This is a genomic window from Priestia sp. YIM B13491 (assembly GCF_042787605.1).
Lineage (GTDB): Bacteria > Bacillota > Bacilli > Bacillales > Bacillaceae_H > Priestia > Priestia megaterium_E.
Genome location: NZ_JBHZOR010000007.1, coordinates 104494 through 123139 on the forward strand (window position 1 = coordinate 104494; position 18646 = coordinate 123139).

An 18646-nucleotide genomic window follows, 5' to 3' on the forward strand; every position below is an offset into this window, starting at 1 on the left:
ATATATCGAATTAGAAAACTTAAAAAATGAACGTTTTTACGTCCATTTTAAAAGATAATGGGCCACATCTCTTTCGGATTTAACTCGTATTCTCCATTTTGCCTATACATAAAATGCTGCATAATTAACTCTCTGCGAATCGTTGCATAATCTTCATGATATTTTTTTATATGTTCATTCAGTTCTTTTTCTTGATACGTTTTTCCATGCTGTAAATCACGTATTAAATAAGCTAATATCACGTTCTTTTTCTTTCTTTGACTTGGAATGATCTTTAAAGTTCCATCACTGTTTATAAAGTTTTTAACAATCGATAATTTGTCTTTATCCTGTAAATGGTTTTCTTGATTTTCCATCGAATCCTCTCCAATACTCAAAATAGCCTTCGAGTTATATTCGAGTCTTTCAAGGTCTAGATAAAAATAAATAATGTTCCCTTGTCTTCTTTGATAAATAATTCCTACATCTCTTAGCTTTGAAATGTGATGAGTAATAGTTGAAGGCTGTAACCCCAGCTTATAAGCAATGGCTTGCCCGTGAAGAGGTCCTTTTTTTAATAGTGAAATAATTCTAATCCTGGTAGGATCACCAACGGCTTTATGATAATTCACCAACTTATCTAATTGCATAGCTTACTACCTTCTTTCTCTAATTCGATATACATCTAATTAGATAATAATCGAATTAGATGTATATGTCAAAAAAGTGAAAATATTTAAAGTGATCACTTTTCACACTGCATATAAAAAATCTGCTCTGTATAGTCTTCAAACTATAAAAAAAGCGTCTATTTTTTCGTATAATTTAACCATTGTTTTTACCTGCTCTTTTTATTATTAAGAAAAAGTTACCATGTTTTCATCAAATAATACCGGGGAACATATTCAAAGATATAAATGAATTATTAAAGGTACATGTATGTAAATTATAAATAATAAATGAAAAAGGAATGAGTAAATCATGACAGGAAATTCAAAAATTTTAATGGTTGTTACAAATGGACATACAATGGAAAACGGAGAGCTTGCTGGCATTTGGCTTACAGAATTCTCTGAAGCATATTTAGAATTTAAGAAAGAAGGATACGAAGTAGTTGTAGCAAGTCCAAAAGGTGGTAAATCACCTGTGGATCCTAACAGCTTAACAGATGATGTGACGGACGAAGACAAAGAAGCAGGAAAACTTTTAGAGAATACAAAATCATTAGCTGAAGTAAGTTCACAAGACTTTGCAGGCATGTTTGTACCTGGAGGGCACGGAACAATGTTTGACTTTCCAGACGATACGCACTTACACCGTTTGTTAACAGAATTTGCTGAAGACGACAAGCTGATTGCAGCAGTATGCCATGGACCGGCAGCTCTTGCAGGCGGAAAGCTTAAAAACGGTGAGCCGATTGTAAAGGGTAAACGTATTACAGCGTTTACTGATTCAGAAGAGAAAGATACAACCTTAGATAAATACATGCCGTTTCTTCTTGAAACAAAGCTTCGTGAGCTAGGCGCTGAGTTTATTGCAAAAGATAATTGGAGCGATCATATTGAAGTAGACGGAAAGCTTTTAACAGGACAAAATCCACAGTCTACTATCAGCCTCGCAAAAGAATTTGTGCGTGCTTTAAACGCGTAAAAGTATGTATGACCTTAATAGGGTGAAATAAAATAGGAATTAAGGAAAATAAAAAGGGCAGCTATCTAAATAGCAGCCCTTTTATTTATTAGAAGGTTTATTTCTGAAAATGTATGTAGTAATTCCTGTCACAATGATAACAGCTACAACACAAATGATCAGACGAACAATCTGTGTCACAAAGATATTATCTGCAATGCTCATGTTTTTGGTTAAAATTAACGTTCCATAAGCAGCTAAGACAGATAAAAACATATTGACGATTCGTTGAGCCATGTTGTTTTTACTCCTTTCGCTTCACTACTTTACACTTTAACACATGTGTTCGCTGTAAAAAATATTGAATTACAAGTATGTCAGAAAATCAGCACTCCAGTAAAAGAATCTACTTGTAAGGAAGTAGCTGATATCATATTAGTTATGACGACTAGAGCTCAGAGAAGGAAATAAGATTTCTTTAGTCGAATTTAACATGCTTATATGATTTTTTTAGATAGGTGGGAAAAGCTTGTTTGATAAATTGAAAAAGCTATTTATGGATAAACAGGATCAGGAAACAAATGACAAATACATTTTAGTACCTGAGAATGAAATAAGTGAGACTTTAAAAAGAGATATTGTGAGGTTGGAAGAAGTAGGAGAGGCATACTGCAAAAGTCTTCAGCACAAATATAGAAATAAATTTGCACGTGAGGATAAGCAGAACTTAAAAATATGGGTGTGCCGGGATATTGATGGCGACCAACTACCAAATCTAAGTTCGGAGCAGTGTTTAGAAAAAGAATATCGTTCCCAAGTGGCAATAAACTTTGATGGGTTTACAGATGAAGAAGATGCATACGTTCATTACATCCAATTATGGTATTACTTTAGTGGGTATTTTAAAGGGACAGGCACTTTGTATGATTTGTCAAAAAATCATTTAGAGGCTGATATTGAAGAAAAGTTAGAAGAATTACTGAACCAATTATAGATTTCTACTTAGCACTGAGATTATTTGTTAATACACAGGGAGAAGGAATATGAGGGGAAGGCCAGAGCTAGAAATAGAAAGGGAAAAAGTTTATAAAACGAAAAAAAATCCTAACAGAACATTTATAGCGCGAATTATTCAAGTACCTAAGGAAGAAAATATGTTAGATTTTGTGCTGGAAATTAAACACTTAAGGAAAAAGGAACTTACTTATAGAAATCTATTAGTAACGACTGAAAACTGGTATGATTCTTTTCGTCTTGCTAGAGGAGATCTGAAATGGGTATCTTTGCATACAGTAGCAGTATGGGACCGGCTAGGACATAAATTAGTTGAGGTAGCAGCCCCGACCGGTAAGGAAAATTATCGTATTTCAAATGACCACTGCTCAGCTTACCGAGAAAAGTAATAATGACGATACAGTAAGGAGAAAACGAATGAAAAAGCATTGCTGCGATTATATGAATTATCATGCGAACTTTACGTGTGATATTCACAGTGATCCGTTTGATTGTCCAGATAATCTTATCTTATTTGATAAAACCAATAAGGAATACGGTTTAATTATCCATGATGGTGGTTCATCCATCATTGGAATTTCATTTTGCCCATGGTGTGGTGCCAAGCTATGAATTAAGTATGAAGGGGAGGAGATCCTCTTCATTTCTGGAATGGGGGAAGGGGCTTGATTTTTCGTTATCTAGCTATGTTATCAGGATTAGGAATCGTTTTATTAAACCTTTTTGGTCCTATACATCAAGGGGTTACGCGCTGGTTGATGGTCATCTGCGGTTTATTCATCTTTAGTAGCCATTTAAAATTCATCTTAGATAAGAAATCGAAAACAACGGATAATCAAAAGAAGACCTACTAATAAGAATTTCTTTTGATGTTGTACCTTTAATAATTATGTAAATGAAAAACCTAAAGAATATGTAGTAAAGAAATAAGAAAGAAAATTATATGTTATAATAATCATAAATATCCAAATAAAGGAACATTATGTTGTTATGAATCGTAAATTTAATTCTTTATTTATAGTCTATCCTATCGTTTTCTTTGTAGTGCGTACTGTTTTTTCTTTTGTGAAAAATAGCGCTGCGGAATCTGTCTATGAGACGTTAGCTATACTCGCCATGTATTACTTTGCAGCTAGTGTTTTCTATTCGATCGACTTGTATATGCAAAAGAAAAATAGTTAATAGATTAGAAAATTCTGAGAGTCAGAGTAAACACAAATTATATAAAGGAGTCTAACAGTGCGCATTAAGAGCTATTTTTTGTTTGTTTTTCCACTCATTTTATTATTATTAGCAAGCTGCGATCCATCTTCTACACCTAAGGAAAAATACTATTCAAGTACCAAAACCACCAATCTTGAATTAGAAAACGTTAAGTCAGTATCAGTAGGAAGTTCTAAATATGACGTAGCAAGTTATTTGAGGAAGAAACCAAAATTTATAGAGGTTACTGAGCAGCCTCCGTACACTACCTACGTTTACGGAAAAAGTACAGAAAAGTATGATGTTGAATTTAAAATAGTAGATAATAAAGTCAGCAGGTATGACTTGATTAGCAGCAAGTATGGTAGCGAAAAGGGAATACATACTGGTGACAGCAAAAAAGATGTTATTAGGGCGTATGGAGAAAATTATTACGAAAGAGAAGATACCGGAGCAACAATAATAGGGTATTTTGATAAAAATCATAAACTCAATATTGAGTTTTCTTTAGATGACAAGGACAAAGTTGGAGGCATTTTGGTTCAAAAAATAAATAATTAAGATGAGTAATACTCATTTTTGCTGCAGCTTTTAATATGTACTCATTTATGTAAATTGAGTATGTTTGAGCTATAAATCTAAAACAAATAAACAGAAAGGGTTTTTTCCTATTGAGTACGTTTACTAAAGTAGTACCGTCAGCTTTTATACTTCTCTATATAGTATTTTTCTTTTTAGATATTTCTTATCATTATGGTGTTTCTTATTCATATAGCTTTTTTCTTTTTTTATTTTTGTCATTAATATCTCTAGTTTTATGTTTAGTAATATGGTTTAAGGACAGGGAACGTCTTTTTCTATTTTTGGCTGTAGTTTCAATCTTTCAACTTATGTTTACTGTCTTTATTTATCTTTTGCCAGAAGCAGGAACTAAACCACTAATTTATGAAAAAGTAATCACAAAAGAAGGTGTTTTACATAAATAAGCGTACAAAAAAAACTTGAAGAATGTGTATCTAGTATAAGGTTATTAAAGAGATCCCCTTACATAAAGAGGATCTCTTTGATGCAGGTGTTTGTAATAGTGATTATATTAACTAGCGTTGTATACTTCTTCATTACAAAGCGGTGTTTCATACTTATTAAAAAAAGAAATGTGTACAGTTAGTGTAAGAAAAGGGATCTGACAAAAACCCATTAATTTATATTTTAACCATAATATGTTATAATATTTCAAAAATGGTGGTGTGACGATGAGCGAAGATAAAGAAACACCTGAAAGAAGAAGAGAGAGATTAAAACACGAAGAGGTCAAGATAAACCCCACAGGGAATATGAACGATGCATTTAACAGAAATGAAGCTGGAAACCTATCTGGTTTAGCAGGCAGCTTAGGATGGAAGGGGCTAGGTATACTTATTACTGTACTGATTATAGGCTTTATCGCTGTGTCCCTATTTTTAAAATAATATGAGGTTTATAAATTAAGAGTACTGGAGGAGTCATTTTGAAAAATTATGCAGTCTTTATTGGTAGTTTTATAGTGTTACTGTTTGCTTTTCAAATTGTTTCTGGGCTATTTCTTACACTTACATATGTACCTGAGACTTCACGGCATTTGAGTAGCTCAACGGTCAGTATTTTTTCTTTTAGTTACCCATTTTTAAGTGCTACTATAGCAGCGACCGTTGCATTTATTATTTCAAAAAAAGGATGTAAAGTTAAAAAGAGCACCTATAAATGATTAGGTGCTTTTTTGTGCTGAAAATATTCATTATGATTTTTAATAACTGCTATTTTTCCTTTTTATGGTATTATATATAGATACGTATTCAGTACTGTTGAAAGAGGGAGATACTTAATGTTGCAATCACTGATTTTTGATATGGATGGAACGCTGTTTCAAACAGATAAAATTTTAGAATTATCGCTTGACGATACCTTTAACCATTTACGTGCACTCAATCAATGGGATACTGGCACTCCTATTGATAAGTATCGTGAGATTATGGGTGTACCTTTACCAAAAGTATGGGAAGCTTTATTACCTAATCAATCAGATGAAATAAGAAAGTATACGGATGACTATTTTTTAAAAAGCTTATTGGAGAATATAAGAAAAGGGAAAGGTGCTTTATACCCCAATGTAAGAGAGGTCTTTAGCTATTTAAAAGAAAATAACTGTTTCATTTACATAGCAAGTAACGGTTTAAAAGAATATTTAGAAGCAATTGTAGACCATTACGATTTGAATAATTGGGTGACAGAGACATTTAGTATTCAACAAATCCAAACCCTCGATAAAGGAGAGCTAGTCAAAACAATTATAAAGAAATATGATATCAAACATGCTGCAGTAGTAGGAGACCGCCTATCTGATATCAATGCTGCAAAGGATAATGGTTTAATGGCAGTGGGGTGTAATTTTGATTTTGCTCAAGAAGCTGAGCTTGCGCAGGCTGATGTGGTAATAGATGATTTGAAGGAGTTAAAAAGCATTGTATCTAACATAAATAGTAGCTTGTCAATCTAATAGACGGATCTTCGTACATAACCATTATAGATGGTTAATGTCTCAATTCTATTAAGAAAATAAATTTTTTATATGCTATGTAAACGGATAGGCCTTTAAAGGCCTATCCGTTTAATTTACCTTACAGTATTGGAAGCCACTTGATTTTGAATCTTCACTGCAGTTTCTGCTCCGTCAATGAACTCACACATATATAGACCTCCATCTACTGAAGTTGAAACATAAACAATGAGCGGTTCCTCTGCAATTTAAAATGTTTACATAATCTTTTCTTGTCATTAATAAATGGTTTACAATCCTGAGCTATGCTTAGGTTAAGATTTCCAAAATAGTTTTATATTAAAAATAATTCTATGAGAAAGGAGATTTTTGATTATGACTTCGCATATGATTCGTAAATCTGATAGCGCTCAGTTATATATTAGAGGATATAAGATAAAATTGACACTCAGCCAGTGGAAGCTTGTAAGCACTCAAAGATAATGGTTAACCCAACTATAAAAAAGGAAACCTCCACCTTAATTTAGGTGGGGTTTTTTGCATTTCTTTTATTAACCGTTTAATTGGTTAACTATTTAGACTTTATAATAAAAAAGACTAATAAAAGTTAAAAAATGTAATAAAAAAGAGGAATATTATTTAAGTGAAATTAAAATAAAGCACAACTAAATATGCATTTTTTAAATGTTTTACCACTTTTTATTGACCATAAAAATTTAAAAGAATTAAAATAAATATAAAGTAAGTAGTTACTTACATTTTAAAACTAGTTTGTAGGAGGATGAATATTTTTAATGTATAGTTTAAGTTTTCAAAAGGTGGATGAGGCGAACGAAAAAGTTGGAGCAAAAGCTTTAAACCTTATAAAAATGAAAAAAGAAAATTTACCGATTCCAGATGGGTTTGTTATTCAAACAGAAGCTTTAAAGCGATATATCGAATGGAATGGGATTAATCGTCAAACGGATAATATCCACGAGAGAATTTTGCAAGGGGAAATTCCTATTGAAATTGAATCGGATCTCATAGAGGCATTTAGAAATCTAAAAAGCTCTTATACATCAGTAGCTGTTCGATCATCATCCAGTGCTGAAGATTTAGAAGGTGCATCGTTTGCTGGCCAGTATGAAACCTATCTTAATGTGAAAAGCCCTGAGGATTTTTTAAGTAAAGTAAAAGCGTGCTGGGCCTCATTTTTTACTGAAAGAGTCGAACAATATACTCAAAATATGTATGCTGATTTTGATGAAATTTCAATGGCAGTTGTTGTTCAAGGATTAATTGAGTCCGAAGTATCGGGAGTCATATTCAGCCAAAATCCTGTTACTCATAATACAAAAGAAATGATGATTAATGCCAGCTATGGACTAGGAGAAGCAATCGTATCGGGCATAGTAACACCTGATGTTTACCTGGTTAATAAACAAACCTTTGAGATAGAGAAAGAGAAAGGGCTAAAGGAAGTGAAAATAATTCCACTTGCTGAAGGCGTTGAAGAAATCGAAACAACGGAAGATGAACAGCAAAGGTTTTGTTTAACAGACGAGAAAATCATTGAATTGGGCGAAATAACAAAAGAAGTAGAAGCTCTTTACCAACATCCCGTAGACATAGAGTTTGGTATTCAAGACAATCAAGTATATCTATTACAGGCAAGAGCGATTACCACATTAACAGAATCAAAAGAATTAACTCCTTTCCAAAAAGATATATCTTTAAGTTTCGAGAATATGGAAGAGTTTTGGATTTTAAATGACACAAGTTTTTCTCATGCTGTTAGTCCTTTGTACGCTTCATTTATTATTCCGGCATTTTCGGAAGGAACAGCTGCTAGTTTTAAAAAGTTACAGTTTATGTTTGATAGACTTCATTTAAAACTTTATAAAGGTCATATCTATACAAAAACGGAGCCTTATAAAGGAGATTCTAATAAAAGATTCCAAGCAAATAAAGAATTGATGGAAAGTATTTATCCAATCCTAACAAAACGAATGAATCAAATGATTAAAGAACAATTCCTGCCTTACTATAACAAGTTAGATAGCTTTACTGAGGGAAATCTCAATCTTCAGAGAGGAAAAGAGATTCTTCAAAGTTTGACTGATTTTTATAAAACGGCATATGACTTGCATTTTGACATTGTTATGCCTCAAATGTCTTTAAATACTAAGGTTGAAGAATACTATAAAAACCTTACAAATAAAAAATCCGGACATGATGTTTATGAGCTATTGACCGGGGAAATGAATAAATCGTTGGAAACGGATCAGCAGCTTTCTAGACTTGCTTTAACAGTTAAAGGCGATGCGGAGCTTACTAAGATCTTTGAAGAAGAATGTACAGAAACTTTATTAAAGAAATTAGAGGAAAATAAAGCAGCAAAAAGCTTTATGGCTGAAGTAGATACTTTTCTAAAACAGTATGGATATCGAAGCGTCGTAAGTCACGATTTTGTAGGGGAAACTTGGCTAGAGAATCCTCTTCACGCGTTATTGATTATTCAAGGGTATGTTAATGACGGTTACAACTTTGATGAGAATTTCAAACAGACGGTCAAAAAACGTGAACAGAACTATAATGAATTTCTGGAACAGATAGCGGATAGCACAAACAAAGAAGAGTTTAAAAAATATTATCAGTGGGCATTAGATGCATCTGTTATAAGAGATGACCACCATTTTTATATCGATGCAATGTTGGATGCAAAAGCTCGTTTATTCCTAATCAAGCTAGGTGATTTATTAGTACATCATCATGTTTTTCTAATGAAAGAAGATATTTTCTTCTTATATCTTGATGAAGTAAAGTCTCTTTTAGAAAATCCGGTAGACGTGACAGAATTAGTTGAGAAACGTAAAAAAGAACACGCAGAACATGAACAAATGCCTAATTTGCCTAAATACTTCGGCGTCCCTGAGCCAGCTCACCTAAAAGAAGCTGAGAAATATATGGGAGCTATTGAAGAAAATGACGATAACAGCGAACATTCTATTAAAGGATTAGCCTCTTCTTCAGGAACCTATACCGGAAAAGTAAAAGTCATTTCAAATACGAAGGAATTTTATAAGCTGGAAAAAGGTGATGTTTTAGTATGTAAAACCACTACTCCACTTTGGACTACTTTATTTCAGACTGCGGGGGCTGTTATTACTGACGCTGGAGGCATTCTTTCTCATTCGGCAATAATTGCACGTGAATATGAAATTCCTGCAGTGGTTGGTACGAAAATAAGTACAAATAAGCTAAAAGATGGCGATATAGTTATGGTGGATGGTACGAATGGAATTGTCACGCTTTTAAATGAATAAATAGTTCTCTTCGCTTCCATTTGACAACAGCACTTTTTCCTTTATATACTGCCTAATGGAAAGTAAATACTTACATTCAGGAAGCATAAAGGATGATTAACATGAAAAAAGATGAAACAAAAAAGAAGATAACAAAAGCTACAATAGAACTGCTTAAAGAAAAAGGCTACAAAGGTACTACCACTAGAGAAATTGCAGAACAAGCTGGCGTTAATGAATTAACTGTTTTTCGCCACTTTGGCAATAAAGAAGGCATTATTCAAGCTATTGTCAAAACAACAAGCTTTTCGCTTGAAATTTTTGATAAATCAATTGAATGGGAGCTTGAAAAAGATTTGACGAATTTCGGTTACCTGTTACTAAAAGACTTTGATAATAACCGAGACATGATTTCAATTGCTTTAAAAGATCCTTTAATTTTCTCACAAGCGCACGAAGAAATTTTGAAAAAAATTAATGATACGAAAGAAATACTAAAAGAATACTTTGAAGAAATGCAAAGGAAAGGATATATCAAAGAATTAGATTGCTGTACACAAGCGGAGATTTTCCTAAGTACGTATTGGGGATATTTTATGTATAAACTAAATTTTGGAGACAAAGCCTTACATGCAGATTATCAAGATATGATAAAAAACAGCATAAACACGTTTATAAAAGGAATTTCTCTCCACTAAAAGGAGGCAATAATGTTTGGGTAAACATAAAGAGCTTATCTTGATTATTTCATTACTAATTGGGACATTTCTTGTACCAATAAATTCGACAATGATTGCCGTTGCTCTATCAACCATATCGGCTCATTTTAATGAACCACTTGCAAGTATTTCTTGGGTAGTAACTATTTATTTAATTGTAATGGCTGTCACTCAGCCTATCGCTGGAAAGCTAGGAGATCTATATGGAAACAGAAATATCTATTTATGGGGCGTGGTGTTCTTTCTGATAGCATCTTTAGGCTGTATATTTTCAACTAATCTCATTTCCCTTATTACCTTTCGATCACTGCAGGCAGTAGGAGGAGCTTTACTTACTCCAAACACTATAGCAATCATTAGATATGTGGTGCCAAAAGAACGGCTTCCTAAAGTTCTAGGTATATTTGGAATGGGGATGGGTTTGGGTGCTGCAATTGGACCTTTATTAGGGTCTGTCCTGCTTGAAAACTTCAATTTGGAAGCTATATTCTGGGTCAACGTTCCTTTTCTTTTCTTAGCTTTAATCAGCGGAATAGTTATGATTCCTAAATTTAATGTTAAAAAGCAAACAAGTACTTTAGATATTCAAGGTTCTATTTATTTAGCAATTAGCATTTCTTTATTGATCTTGTTGACACACGGTATGGAATTTACCAAGGCTTTAATAATGGGAATAATATTTATTTTATCTACAATCTTGTTTATCAAAAGAGAAAATACGGCAGAAAACCCGATTATCGATTTTTCTTTATTTAAACATTCCACCTTTACAAGCGCTAATTTATCTATTATGCTTAGCAACTTTGTTATGTATGTGATTTTATTAATTATGCCTCTGTTAATGAAGTCTCAATTTCATCTATCTACAGCGCAAACAGGGCTTGTTTTATCAGTTTTTTCGATTTCAATGTCTTTAAGCGGCTGGATAGGTGGATTATTAAACAATAAATTTAGTTCTAAAAAAGTGATTGGGTTTTCTTTTGCTATGATTATTGTCTCTAATATCCTTTTTCTATCTTTAGAGAACATTGGATCTATTCTTTTTCTTATCGTAGCTTTAATTATTGGAGGTTTTTCGACCGGAATAGGTTTAACAAGCATGCAGGTTGCCTCGCTGGACTCCGTAAGCAAAGAACAGTCTGGTACAGCTTCTGGCATTTACTCGACATTTCGCTATTTTGGAAGTATTATTTCGTCCACGCTTATTGCGCTCGTTACAAGCTATAACTACATCTTCATTATTTTAGGGATATCGGGGATAGTAGGCATACTAGTAGCTAGAAGCATTAAATCTAGTAGCCAAGATGTAATAAGCAGCAATAATTCTAGTGCAAAAGCATAGTTGTTTTTTGATAAAGCTTTTGTTTATATACACAATTTACTAATCAATCAATAAAAAAAGTACTGCTTCTAAAATAGGAGCAGTACTTTTTTTTACTTAAAAACTTTAGAGAAAACAACATACGAATTTACAAAATGACTTGCTTTAAATAAAAAAAATTCTAATAATTCAATCTTGTTGTTGACGAACTCGCATTTCAGATGTACACTTAAGTCACAAAGCTACTTAGTATACAAGTTACCTAAGTATACTAAATTATATGTTAATAGATATATTATTTAGAAAACAGCAAGTCATAAATTAATGAGGTGACTAAAATGAAAGAAATTAGTATTGAAGAATTAAAAGAAAAAGCCATTCAATTAAGAAAAACAGCTCTTACAATGATTTATGGAGCACAATCTGGCCATCCAGGAGGTTCACTTTCTGCGGCTGATATTATGGCAGCGCTTTACTTTAAAGAAATGAATGTTGATCCGCACAACCCTAACTGGGAAGATCGCGATAGATTCGTCCTTTCTAAAGGTCACGTTTGTCCCATTCAGTATTCCGCTTTAGCTTTACGAGGATTCGTTCCTTATGAAACGATATACACGTTAAGAGAATACGGTTCTCCGTTTCAAGGGCATCCAGATATGAAAAAGTGCAAAGGTATTGATATTTCAACAGGCTCACTAGGACAAGGACTTTCGTGTGGCGTAGGTATGGCAATCGCAGGTAAACGAGATTTTAAAGACTATAGAGTTTTTTCTTTAGTAGGAGACGGAGAATGTCAAGAAGGACAAATTTGGGAAGCTGCTCAAACAGCAGTTAAGTACCAATTAGATAATTTAGTTGTATTTGTAGATAATAACAGACTTCAAATCGATGGATTTTGTGATGAAATTATGCCATTGCAAGATTTAGAGAAAAAATTTGATGCATTTGGTTTTGAAACAAAGCGAATTAATGGACACTCCATGGAAGAGATTGTAGCAACATTGGATGAAGTAAAAGTAGCGAAGAATGGAAGACCAAAATGTATCATCTGTGACACGGTAAAAGGTAAAGGAGTTTCGTTCATGGAGGATGTGGCTGATTGGCACGGAGTTGCTCCAAATGAAGAACAATATCATCAAGCAATGGAAGAAGTAGCAGGAGGGTTAAGATAATGAGCATACTAGAAAAAGATCTTACAGTAAAAAAAGCTACGAGAGAAGCCTTTGGAGATGAAATCGTAAAATTAGGGAAAGAAAATAAAAATATTTATGTCATTGATGTCGATATTGCAAAGTCGTGTAAAACAGTAAACTTTATCAAACAATTACCCGACCAGCATATTAATGTAGGAATTGCAGAGCAAAATGCAGCCGGGTTAGCGGCTGGACTTGCTACGACTGGTAAAATTCCTTTTGTAAGCACTTACGCGGTTTTTGGTTCGTTAAGAATGCTTGAACAAATTAGACAAGAAGTCTGCTACCCTAACTTAAATGTAAAGATTGCTTGTTCACACGGCGGTTTAACGCCAGCTAATGATGGCGGAAGTCATCAAGCTATAGAAGATATGGGTGTATTAAGATCGGTTCCAAATATGACCGTCATTATGGGAGCTGACTATTATTCTACTAGAAAGCTAGTAGAACAAGCTGCTAAAGTGTACGGACCTGTATATCTTCGTTTTACTCGTGATACGGTTCCAATGATTTACGATGAAAATGAAGAGTTTACAATCGGAAAAGCGAAAAAAATTAAAGATGGAAGCGACATCGCTATTATTGCCAACGGCGATACAGTACGACTCGCTTTAGAAGCAACGAAAGAATTAGAGAAACAAGGCATATCTGTGAAATTACTAGACATGCATACGATTAAGCCTTTAGATCGAGAAGCAGTGGTTGACTGCTTAAATATTGGAAAAATCATTACGGTTGAAGATCACAATATTCTAAATGGCCTTGGCAGTGCCGTATGTGAAGTAGTTGCGGAAGAAGGAAAAGGTACAGTTCGAAGAATTGGTGTACAGGATCAATTTGGACAATCTGCGCCTTATGAAAAACTATTAGAGTTAAATGGAATTACTGTAGAAAATATTATCAAAACAGCTAAAGAACTGATGTAAGACTAACTATATTAAATAGATAAAGCTAACAAGATGGGGGAAATATAACATGTTTGATTTAAAAGAGAGAGTAGCAATTATTACTGGTAGCGGTTCCAAAAAAGGGATTGGACGTACAATCGCCCTGACACTTGCAGAGCAAGGAGCGGCTGTTGTTATAGCAGATATTAATTTTGATGGTGTGCAGGATACAGTCAACGAAATAAAAGAAGCTGGTGGCAAAGCCTTAGGAATAGAGTTAAATGTAACAAGTAAAGATTCTTGCGAGGCGATGGTTAGAAAAACACTTGAAGAATTCGGCAGAATTGATATTTTAATTAATAATGCAGGTATTTCTCAAAAGGTTACCGTTCAAGATATGACGCTTGAAGACATTACAAAAGTGTTTAACGTCAATATGTTTGGGTTGTTTCTATGTACACAAGCAGTATTAGAAACAATGAAAGATCAAAAGTATGGTCGAATTATAAGCTTGTCTTCTGTTTCGGCTAAAAGAGGTGGAGGAGTGTTTGGGGGACCTCACTACTCGGCATCTAAGGCCGCAGTACTAGGTTTTTCGAAGAACTTAGCGCGCGAGGTAGCCTTAGATGGCATTACGGTTAACTGTGTAGCTCCTGGACTCGTTAATACAGAAATTTGGAAGTCACTTCCTGAAGAAGATGCAAAGTCTGTGATTGACAGTATTCCTATGGGTAGACCAGGTGAAGTGAAAGAAATCGCGGCTACAATTGCCTTTTTAGCTTCAGAAGAAGCTTCTTATATTACAGGAGAAGAAATTGATATAAACGGTGGCTCACATATGGATTAATATTCAGGTTCGTTATACAGGCATGCCATGATGGTATGCCTGTATAGCTGTTTATTGATAAAATCATTAGTAAAATGAGAAACTGACTACATAAATAAGGATTTTTTTGCTAGAAGATGCTAGGCTTGTTGCCCCTAAAAATAGAACAGTATATAATAATTATGTCTACTTAATTATGAATAAAATGAGCTAATAATTATAGAGAGAAGTGATTTCCATTAGTTTTAATCCAGTTTCTAATAATAAATTATATATTCAAATTTATAATCAAATTCTTTCTGAAATTCAATCTGGAGCGTTTCAAGTAGGAGATAAACTCCCTGCTGAAAGGGAGCTGTGTGAACAATTTGGTGTAAGCCGCGTGCCTGTTAGACAAGCCCTTAGCGCCCTGGAATTGAACGGTTTTATCTATTCTCGTCAAGGAGAAGGTGTATATGTTAAAGAGTTTCAAACAGAAGCTGAAAATTCTCAATCAACACTTTTAACGGACTCTACCTCCCCTGAAGACATTGTAGAAGCAAGAATGAACATAGAGCCTCTTATTGTACGTTTTGCAGCTTTGAGAGCTACAGAAGAAGATATTAAGGACCTGCGTGCAACTATTGATAAGATGGAGGAAGAAACGAACGCAGGGGTGTACGTACCAGAAACAGATGAAGCCCTACATAATGGTATAGCAAAGGCTTCTCATAATGATTTATTTATTAGTATTATGGCAGCTATTAGCAATGCGATGAAACAGCAGGAAATGTGGAAGTTTATAAGAGATCGAACCGTCACTAGACCTGACTACCGGGAAGTTAATTTTAATGAGCATAAATTACTTATTAATGCAATTGAACAGCATAACGAAGAAGAAGCTGTGAGAATTATGAGTTTTCACATGCAAAATCTATATGATCGTTATTGGAAAGCTTAATTCCAACTAATTTTTTATTAGAACAATACCAAATATAGAGGTAAAAGGCAGCTAAAGTGTAGCTGTCTTTTTGCTGTTGAAAAGATAGCATAAAATGAGTAAGATTCAGTGTTTTCTTTCCAAACAAACTGTGTATTTCTTTTCATTTTTAATAAGGTTCAGAAAATATTTAATATAATAATTATATTGACAATTGATAGGTATGTAAGTACACTGTTTATATAAGGTAACTTAGTATACAAGTAGCTAAATCTATAAAACGGAGGTAATGTGAATCTTAAAATTCATTAGTCTTTACAGCTCGATATTTTTTTAGAGAGATTAAGAGAAGGGTTCGAAAATGTAAGCGTTTTTTACCGTTACTGTGGAGTACAAATGTTTTGGATTATTAGGATAGAAAGTAGAAAGTGGATTTATAGTGTTTTCATATCGCTAGTAAGGTTTTGGTGTATGATATTTTCTAATAGTTCTTACTTTTTTAAATGATAAATAATACAGGGGGATACTTCGCTCTTTCATTTTTTATATGTCCATATGAAAGGGATTACAGAAGTAGGGACTAGATTTACTGAGACTTAGAAATAGATCAATCATCTTTTATATAAACTTTTAATTCTTTCTGTCAATTAGCCTAGAGCAAACACTCAGGTCAAAGACCGAAGAGTATGAAGAATAGAAGGATGGTAACCCAGGGAGGAATTATTTTGGATCCAATTAACTTAGAACGTTCAACTACTAAAAAAGTAACGTTAAGGCTCATTCCATTTCTATTTTTATGTTTTACCATATCGATACTTGATCGAGTAAATATTGGGTTTGCTGCATTACAAATGAATGAAGATTTAGGTTTTTCTAATGCTGTTTTTGGATTAGGGGCAGGAATTTTCTTCCTTGGCTATTTCCTTTTAGAAGTACCTGGAAGTGCTATGATGACGAAAGTCGGAGCTAGAAGATGGATTAGTAGAATCATGATTACATGGGCAGTAATTGCTATTTTAATGGCTTTTATCCAAACACCATGGCAGTTTTATACCGCAAGATTTCTTTTAGGAATTGCTGAAGCTAGCTTTTATCCTTGTATGGTCTTTTATCTAAGTGGTTTTTATCAAACAAAACATCATGCAAAAGCAATTGCTGGATTTATGATTGCAATCCCTGGTGCTAATGCAATAGGATCTCCTCTTTCTACTTATTTATTAGGTATTGACTGGTTAAACATGGCTGGATGGCAATGGCTTTTCATTTTGGAAGCGATTCCAGCTTTAATCTTAGGTGTGATATGCTTCTTCTATCTTGACGATAAGCTGGAGGATGTAAAATGGTTGACTAACGAGGAGAAGAAATGGTTAATCGACGTTACAACAAAAGAGAAGTTAGAAAAGCAGGAAGCCAAACACTATACATTCGCTCAGGCCTTAAAAGACCGTGACGTATTAACCTTATCTTTAGGATACTTTTTCTGGATGGTTGGCTACTATGGCATCGTCATGTTTTTACCGACAATTTCAGAAGGGTTATCTAAAACCACTTCTCTTAGTACGCATGCTATGGGGTGGATTTTAGGATTAATGTATGTTTGTGCAATGGTAACCATGATGTTGGTTAGTAACCACTCTGATAAGAAAAATGAAAGACGCTTTCACGTCGTTGCTTGCTTAGTAACAAGTGGCGTGGCATTGATTATTAGTAGCTACGTTGCAAATATGAACATTGTTTTATCATTTGTATTCTTAACGATCAGCCTTTGCGGAGCGTTCGGAGCATATTCTCCGTTTTGGGCAATTCCACCGTCTTTCTTAACGGAAGCTGCTGCTGCAGGTGCCATTGCCCTTATTAATAGTATTGGGAATCTAGGCGGTTTCTTCGGACCGTACATCGTGGGATATATTAAAGATATGACCGGATCTTTTAATGCTAGTATGACATTTCTAGGTATTAGCATGTTTGTAGCTTCCTTTATCGTAGCTTTTTTATTAAAACAATCAGGAAGAGCTATTAAAAAAAACACAGTCGATCGATTAGAAAAAACTAGTTAATTCTTGTTTGAAAGAAAAATTGTACTACTGAGAGTGACCGACAAAAAGGTCTTTAATATGTGTCGGTCACCTTTCTAAATTAATGAGAAGGTGTTTAGCAATGATAAAGCTAGGAGTTTTAACAAGTGGCGGAGACGCTCCAGGAATGAATGCTGCTATTAGAGCAGTAGTAAAAACAGCTGACTATCATAACATAGAGGTAATGGGAATCGAGAGTGGTTACCAAGGTTTAATAGAAGGTAAACTTCATAGATTAACCTCTACAGATGTAGATTATGTTGCGGATAAAGGAGGGACATTTTTAAAAACCTCCCGCTGCGCAGAATTTATGAAAGAGTCGGGCAGAATGAAAGCTTTAAGTATATTAAAAGATTATGGAATTAATCATTTAGTGGTAATCGGCGGTGAAGGATCTTTTAAAGGCGCTCAAAAATTACATGAATTAAGTGCAAATGTCATTGCTATTCCCGCAACGATTGATAATGATTTATCTTATACAGATTATTCAATTGGATTTGATACTACATTAAATACGATATTAGAATGCCTCGGTAAAATTAAGGATACAGATTTATCTCATGAAAAGACTACCATTGTAGAAGTTACGGGAAGATATTGCGGAGATTTGGCCCTATACTCTGCTTTAGCAGGAGCTGGAGAAATTATTTCAACCCCAGAGAGAAAATTGGGCTTTGAAGAGATCTGCTTCAAGCTTAATGAGAAAATTAAAAATGGTAAAAAAGATAACTTAATCCTGATTACTGAAAAAATGTACGATATTCAAGACCTGCAAAAATATGTGGAGGATCGATTAGATATTAGCGTAAGGACAAGTATATTGGGTTTCATTCAAAGAGGAGGACAGCCGTCCGCATTTGATCGCATATTAGCAAGTAAAATGGGAATCACAGCAGTAGAATTATTATTCAAAGGATATTCTGGTAGGGCTGTAGGAATCAAAGAAAATGACTTAATTAATGTAGATATTGAAAAAGTTCATTCGAAGTTATCTAGTAATGATGATAAATACAGCTTACTGGATACCATTCTGGCTTAAGAATATCTTTTCTAACATCCAA

General features: G+C 33.9%; 20 protein-coding genes. 18 read left to right on the forward strand and 2 right to left on the reverse strand.

The window, feature by feature from the left end; genetic code table 11:
• Positions 1–47: 47 nt before the first annotated feature.
• On the reverse strand, positions 48–629 hold the full coding sequence (locus ACFX4E_RS22360; protein WP_028409948.1) for a DUF2087 domain-containing protein: 582 nt from the start codon (positions 627–629) through the stop codon (positions 48–50).
• A 331-nt stretch (positions 630–960) separates the two neighbouring features.
• Here ACFX4E_RS22360 and ACFX4E_RS22365 point away from each other — a divergent pair, with 331 nt between their 5' ends.
• Positions 961–1629: a type 1 glutamine amidotransferase domain-containing protein gene (locus ACFX4E_RS22365; protein ID WP_377238473.1), complete on the forward strand. Its 669-nt coding sequence runs from the start codon at positions 961–963 to the stop codon at positions 1627–1629.
• 81 nt (positions 1630–1710) lie between these two features.
• Here the strand turns inward: ACFX4E_RS22365 and ACFX4E_RS22370 are convergent, their stop codons facing one another.
• Positions 1711–1905, reverse strand: coding sequence for a hypothetical protein (locus tag ACFX4E_RS22370; RefSeq protein WP_025749210.1), 195 nt, complete (start codon positions 1903–1905; stop codon positions 1711–1713).
• Between the two features lie 232 nt (positions 1906–2137).
• Between ACFX4E_RS22370 and ACFX4E_RS22375 the strand changes: the two genes are divergently transcribed.
• From ACFX4E_RS22375 to pfkA, 17 genes are all read left to right on the forward strand, one after another.
• A complete protein-coding gene (locus tag ACFX4E_RS22375) occupies positions 2138–2602 on the forward strand; it encodes a hypothetical protein (RefSeq protein ID WP_337133363.1) in 465 nt (154 codons plus the stop codon).
• Positions 2603–2651: 49 nt separating this feature from the next.
• Positions 2652–3011, forward strand: coding sequence for a hypothetical protein (locus tag ACFX4E_RS22380; protein ID WP_098790787.1), 360 nt, complete (start codon positions 2652–2654; stop codon positions 3009–3011).
• Between the two features lie 28 nt (positions 3012–3039).
• Positions 3040–3234 (forward strand): DUF6980 family protein, encoded by a 195-nt coding sequence (locus ACFX4E_RS22385; RefSeq protein WP_025601776.1) that lies wholly within the window; start codon positions 3040–3042, stop codon positions 3232–3234.
• Between the two features lie 53 nt (positions 3235–3287).
• Positions 3288–3476 carry a hypothetical protein gene (locus tag ACFX4E_RS22390; RefSeq protein WP_336092255.1) on the forward strand — a complete coding sequence of 63 codons (189 nt, stop codon included), beginning with the start codon at positions 3288–3290 and terminating at the stop codon, positions 3474–3476.
• A 385-nt stretch (positions 3477–3861) separates the two neighbouring features.
• Entirely contained in the window at positions 3862–4386 is a 525-nt protein-coding gene (locus tag ACFX4E_RS22395; protein WP_279620729.1) for a hypothetical protein, read from the forward strand.
• Between the two features lie 692 nt (positions 4387–5078).
• Complete coding sequence (locus ACFX4E_RS22400; protein WP_098248894.1) at positions 5079–5294, forward strand: DUF6366 family protein; 216 nt, start codon at positions 5079–5081, stop codon at positions 5292–5294.
• A 38-nt stretch (positions 5295–5332) separates the two neighbouring features.
• A complete protein-coding gene (locus tag ACFX4E_RS22405) occupies positions 5333–5569 on the forward strand; it encodes a hypothetical protein (protein WP_377238475.1) in 237 nt (78 codons plus the stop codon).
• A gap of 117 nt (positions 5570–5686) precedes the next feature.
• Complete coding sequence (locus ACFX4E_RS22410) at positions 5687–6358, forward strand: HAD family hydrolase (RefSeq protein ID WP_377238476.1); 672 nt, start codon at positions 5687–5689, stop codon at positions 6356–6358.
• A 794-nt stretch (positions 6359–7152) separates the two neighbouring features.
• Positions 7153–9666, forward strand: coding sequence for a PEP/pyruvate-binding domain-containing protein (locus tag ACFX4E_RS22415; protein ID WP_377238477.1), 2514 nt, complete (start codon positions 7153–7155; stop codon positions 9664–9666).
• 92 nt (positions 9667–9758) lie between these two features.
• The gene (locus ACFX4E_RS22420; protein WP_028409962.1) at positions 9759–10343 is read left to right on the forward strand and encodes a TetR/AcrR family transcriptional regulator; all 585 of its coding nucleotides are present in this window, start codon (positions 9759–9761) and stop codon (positions 10341–10343) included.
• A 16-nt stretch (positions 10344–10359) separates the two neighbouring features.
• Complete coding sequence (locus tag ACFX4E_RS22425) at positions 10360–11706, forward strand: MFS transporter (protein WP_098248890.1); 1347 nt, start codon at positions 10360–10362, stop codon at positions 11704–11706.
• Between the two features lie 299 nt (positions 11707–12005).
• On the forward strand, positions 12006–12857 hold the full coding sequence (locus tag ACFX4E_RS22430; RefSeq protein ID WP_303750122.1) for a transketolase: 852 nt from the start codon (positions 12006–12008) through the stop codon (positions 12855–12857).
• Positions 12857–13804: a transketolase family protein gene (locus ACFX4E_RS22435; protein WP_028409965.1), complete on the forward strand. Its 948-nt coding sequence runs from the start codon at positions 12857–12859 to the stop codon at positions 13802–13804. Before ACFX4E_RS22430 ends, ACFX4E_RS22435 begins: the two co-directional genes overlap by 1 nt.
• Positions 13805–13853: 49 nt before the next feature.
• Positions 13854–14612: an SDR family NAD(P)-dependent oxidoreductase gene (locus ACFX4E_RS22440; protein WP_098790777.1), complete on the forward strand. Its 759-nt coding sequence runs from the start codon at positions 13854–13856 to the stop codon at positions 14610–14612.
• 208 nt (positions 14613–14820) lie between these two features.
• On the forward strand, positions 14821–15531 hold the full coding sequence (locus ACFX4E_RS22445; RefSeq protein ID WP_028409967.1) for a FadR/GntR family transcriptional regulator: 711 nt from the start codon (positions 14821–14823) through the stop codon (positions 15529–15531).
• A gap of 704 nt (positions 15532–16235) precedes the next feature.
• Positions 16236–17567, forward strand: a complete 1332-nt coding sequence (locus ACFX4E_RS22450) for an MFS transporter (protein ID WP_098248889.1) — start codon at positions 16236–16238, stop codon at positions 17565–17567.
• Positions 17568–17667: 100 nt separating this feature from the next.
• Complete coding sequence (pfkA, locus tag ACFX4E_RS22455; protein ID WP_377238480.1) at positions 17668–18624, forward strand: 6-phosphofructokinase; 957 nt, start codon at positions 17668–17670, stop codon at positions 18622–18624.
• Positions 18625–18646 lie beyond the last annotated feature (22 nt).

What these genes read in the sequence shown, in the direction of transcription:
- ACFX4E_RS22380 (WP_098790787.1), top strand. Translation starts at nt 2,652, where the DNA reads ATGAGGGGAAGGCCAGAGCTAGAAATAGAAAGGGAAAAAGTTTATAAA.
- ACFX4E_RS22410 (WP_377238476.1), top strand. Translation starts at nt 5,687, where the DNA reads ATGTTGCAATCACTGATTTTTGATATGGATGGAACGCTGTTTCAAACA.
- pfkA (WP_377238480.1), top strand. Translation starts at nt 17,668, where the DNA reads ATGATAAAGCTAGGAGTTTTAACAAGTGGCGGAGACGCTCCAGGAATG.
- ACFX4E_RS22385 (WP_025601776.1), top strand. Translation starts at nt 3,040, where the DNA reads ATGAAAAAGCATTGCTGCGATTATATGAATTATCATGCGAACTTTACG.
- ACFX4E_RS22365 (WP_377238473.1), top strand. Translation starts at nt 961, where the DNA reads ATGACAGGAAATTCAAAAATTTTAATGGTTGTTACAAATGGACATACA.
- ACFX4E_RS22415 (WP_377238477.1), top strand. Translation starts at nt 7,153, where the DNA reads ATGTATAGTTTAAGTTTTCAAAAGGTGGATGAGGCGAACGAAAAAGTT.
- ACFX4E_RS22360 (WP_028409948.1), bottom strand. Translation starts at nt 629, where the DNA reads ATGCAATTAGATAAGTTGGTGAATTATCATAAAGCCGTTGGTGATCCT.
- ACFX4E_RS22420 (WP_028409962.1), top strand. Translation starts at nt 9,759, where the DNA reads ATGATTAACATGAAAAAAGATGAAACAAAAAAGAAGATAACAAAAGCT.
- ACFX4E_RS22400 (WP_098248894.1), top strand. Translation starts at nt 5,079, where the DNA reads ATGAGCGAAGATAAAGAAACACCTGAAAGAAGAAGAGAGAGATTAAAA.
- ACFX4E_RS22370 (WP_025749210.1), bottom strand. Translation starts at nt 1,905, where the DNA reads ATGGCTCAACGAATCGTCAATATGTTTTTATCTGTCTTAGCTGCTTAT.
- ACFX4E_RS22435 (WP_028409965.1), top strand. Translation starts at nt 12,857, where the DNA reads ATGAGCATACTAGAAAAAGATCTTACAGTAAAAAAAGCTACGAGAGAA.
- ACFX4E_RS22440 (WP_098790777.1), top strand. Translation starts at nt 13,854, where the DNA reads ATGTTTGATTTAAAAGAGAGAGTAGCAATTATTACTGGTAGCGGTTCC.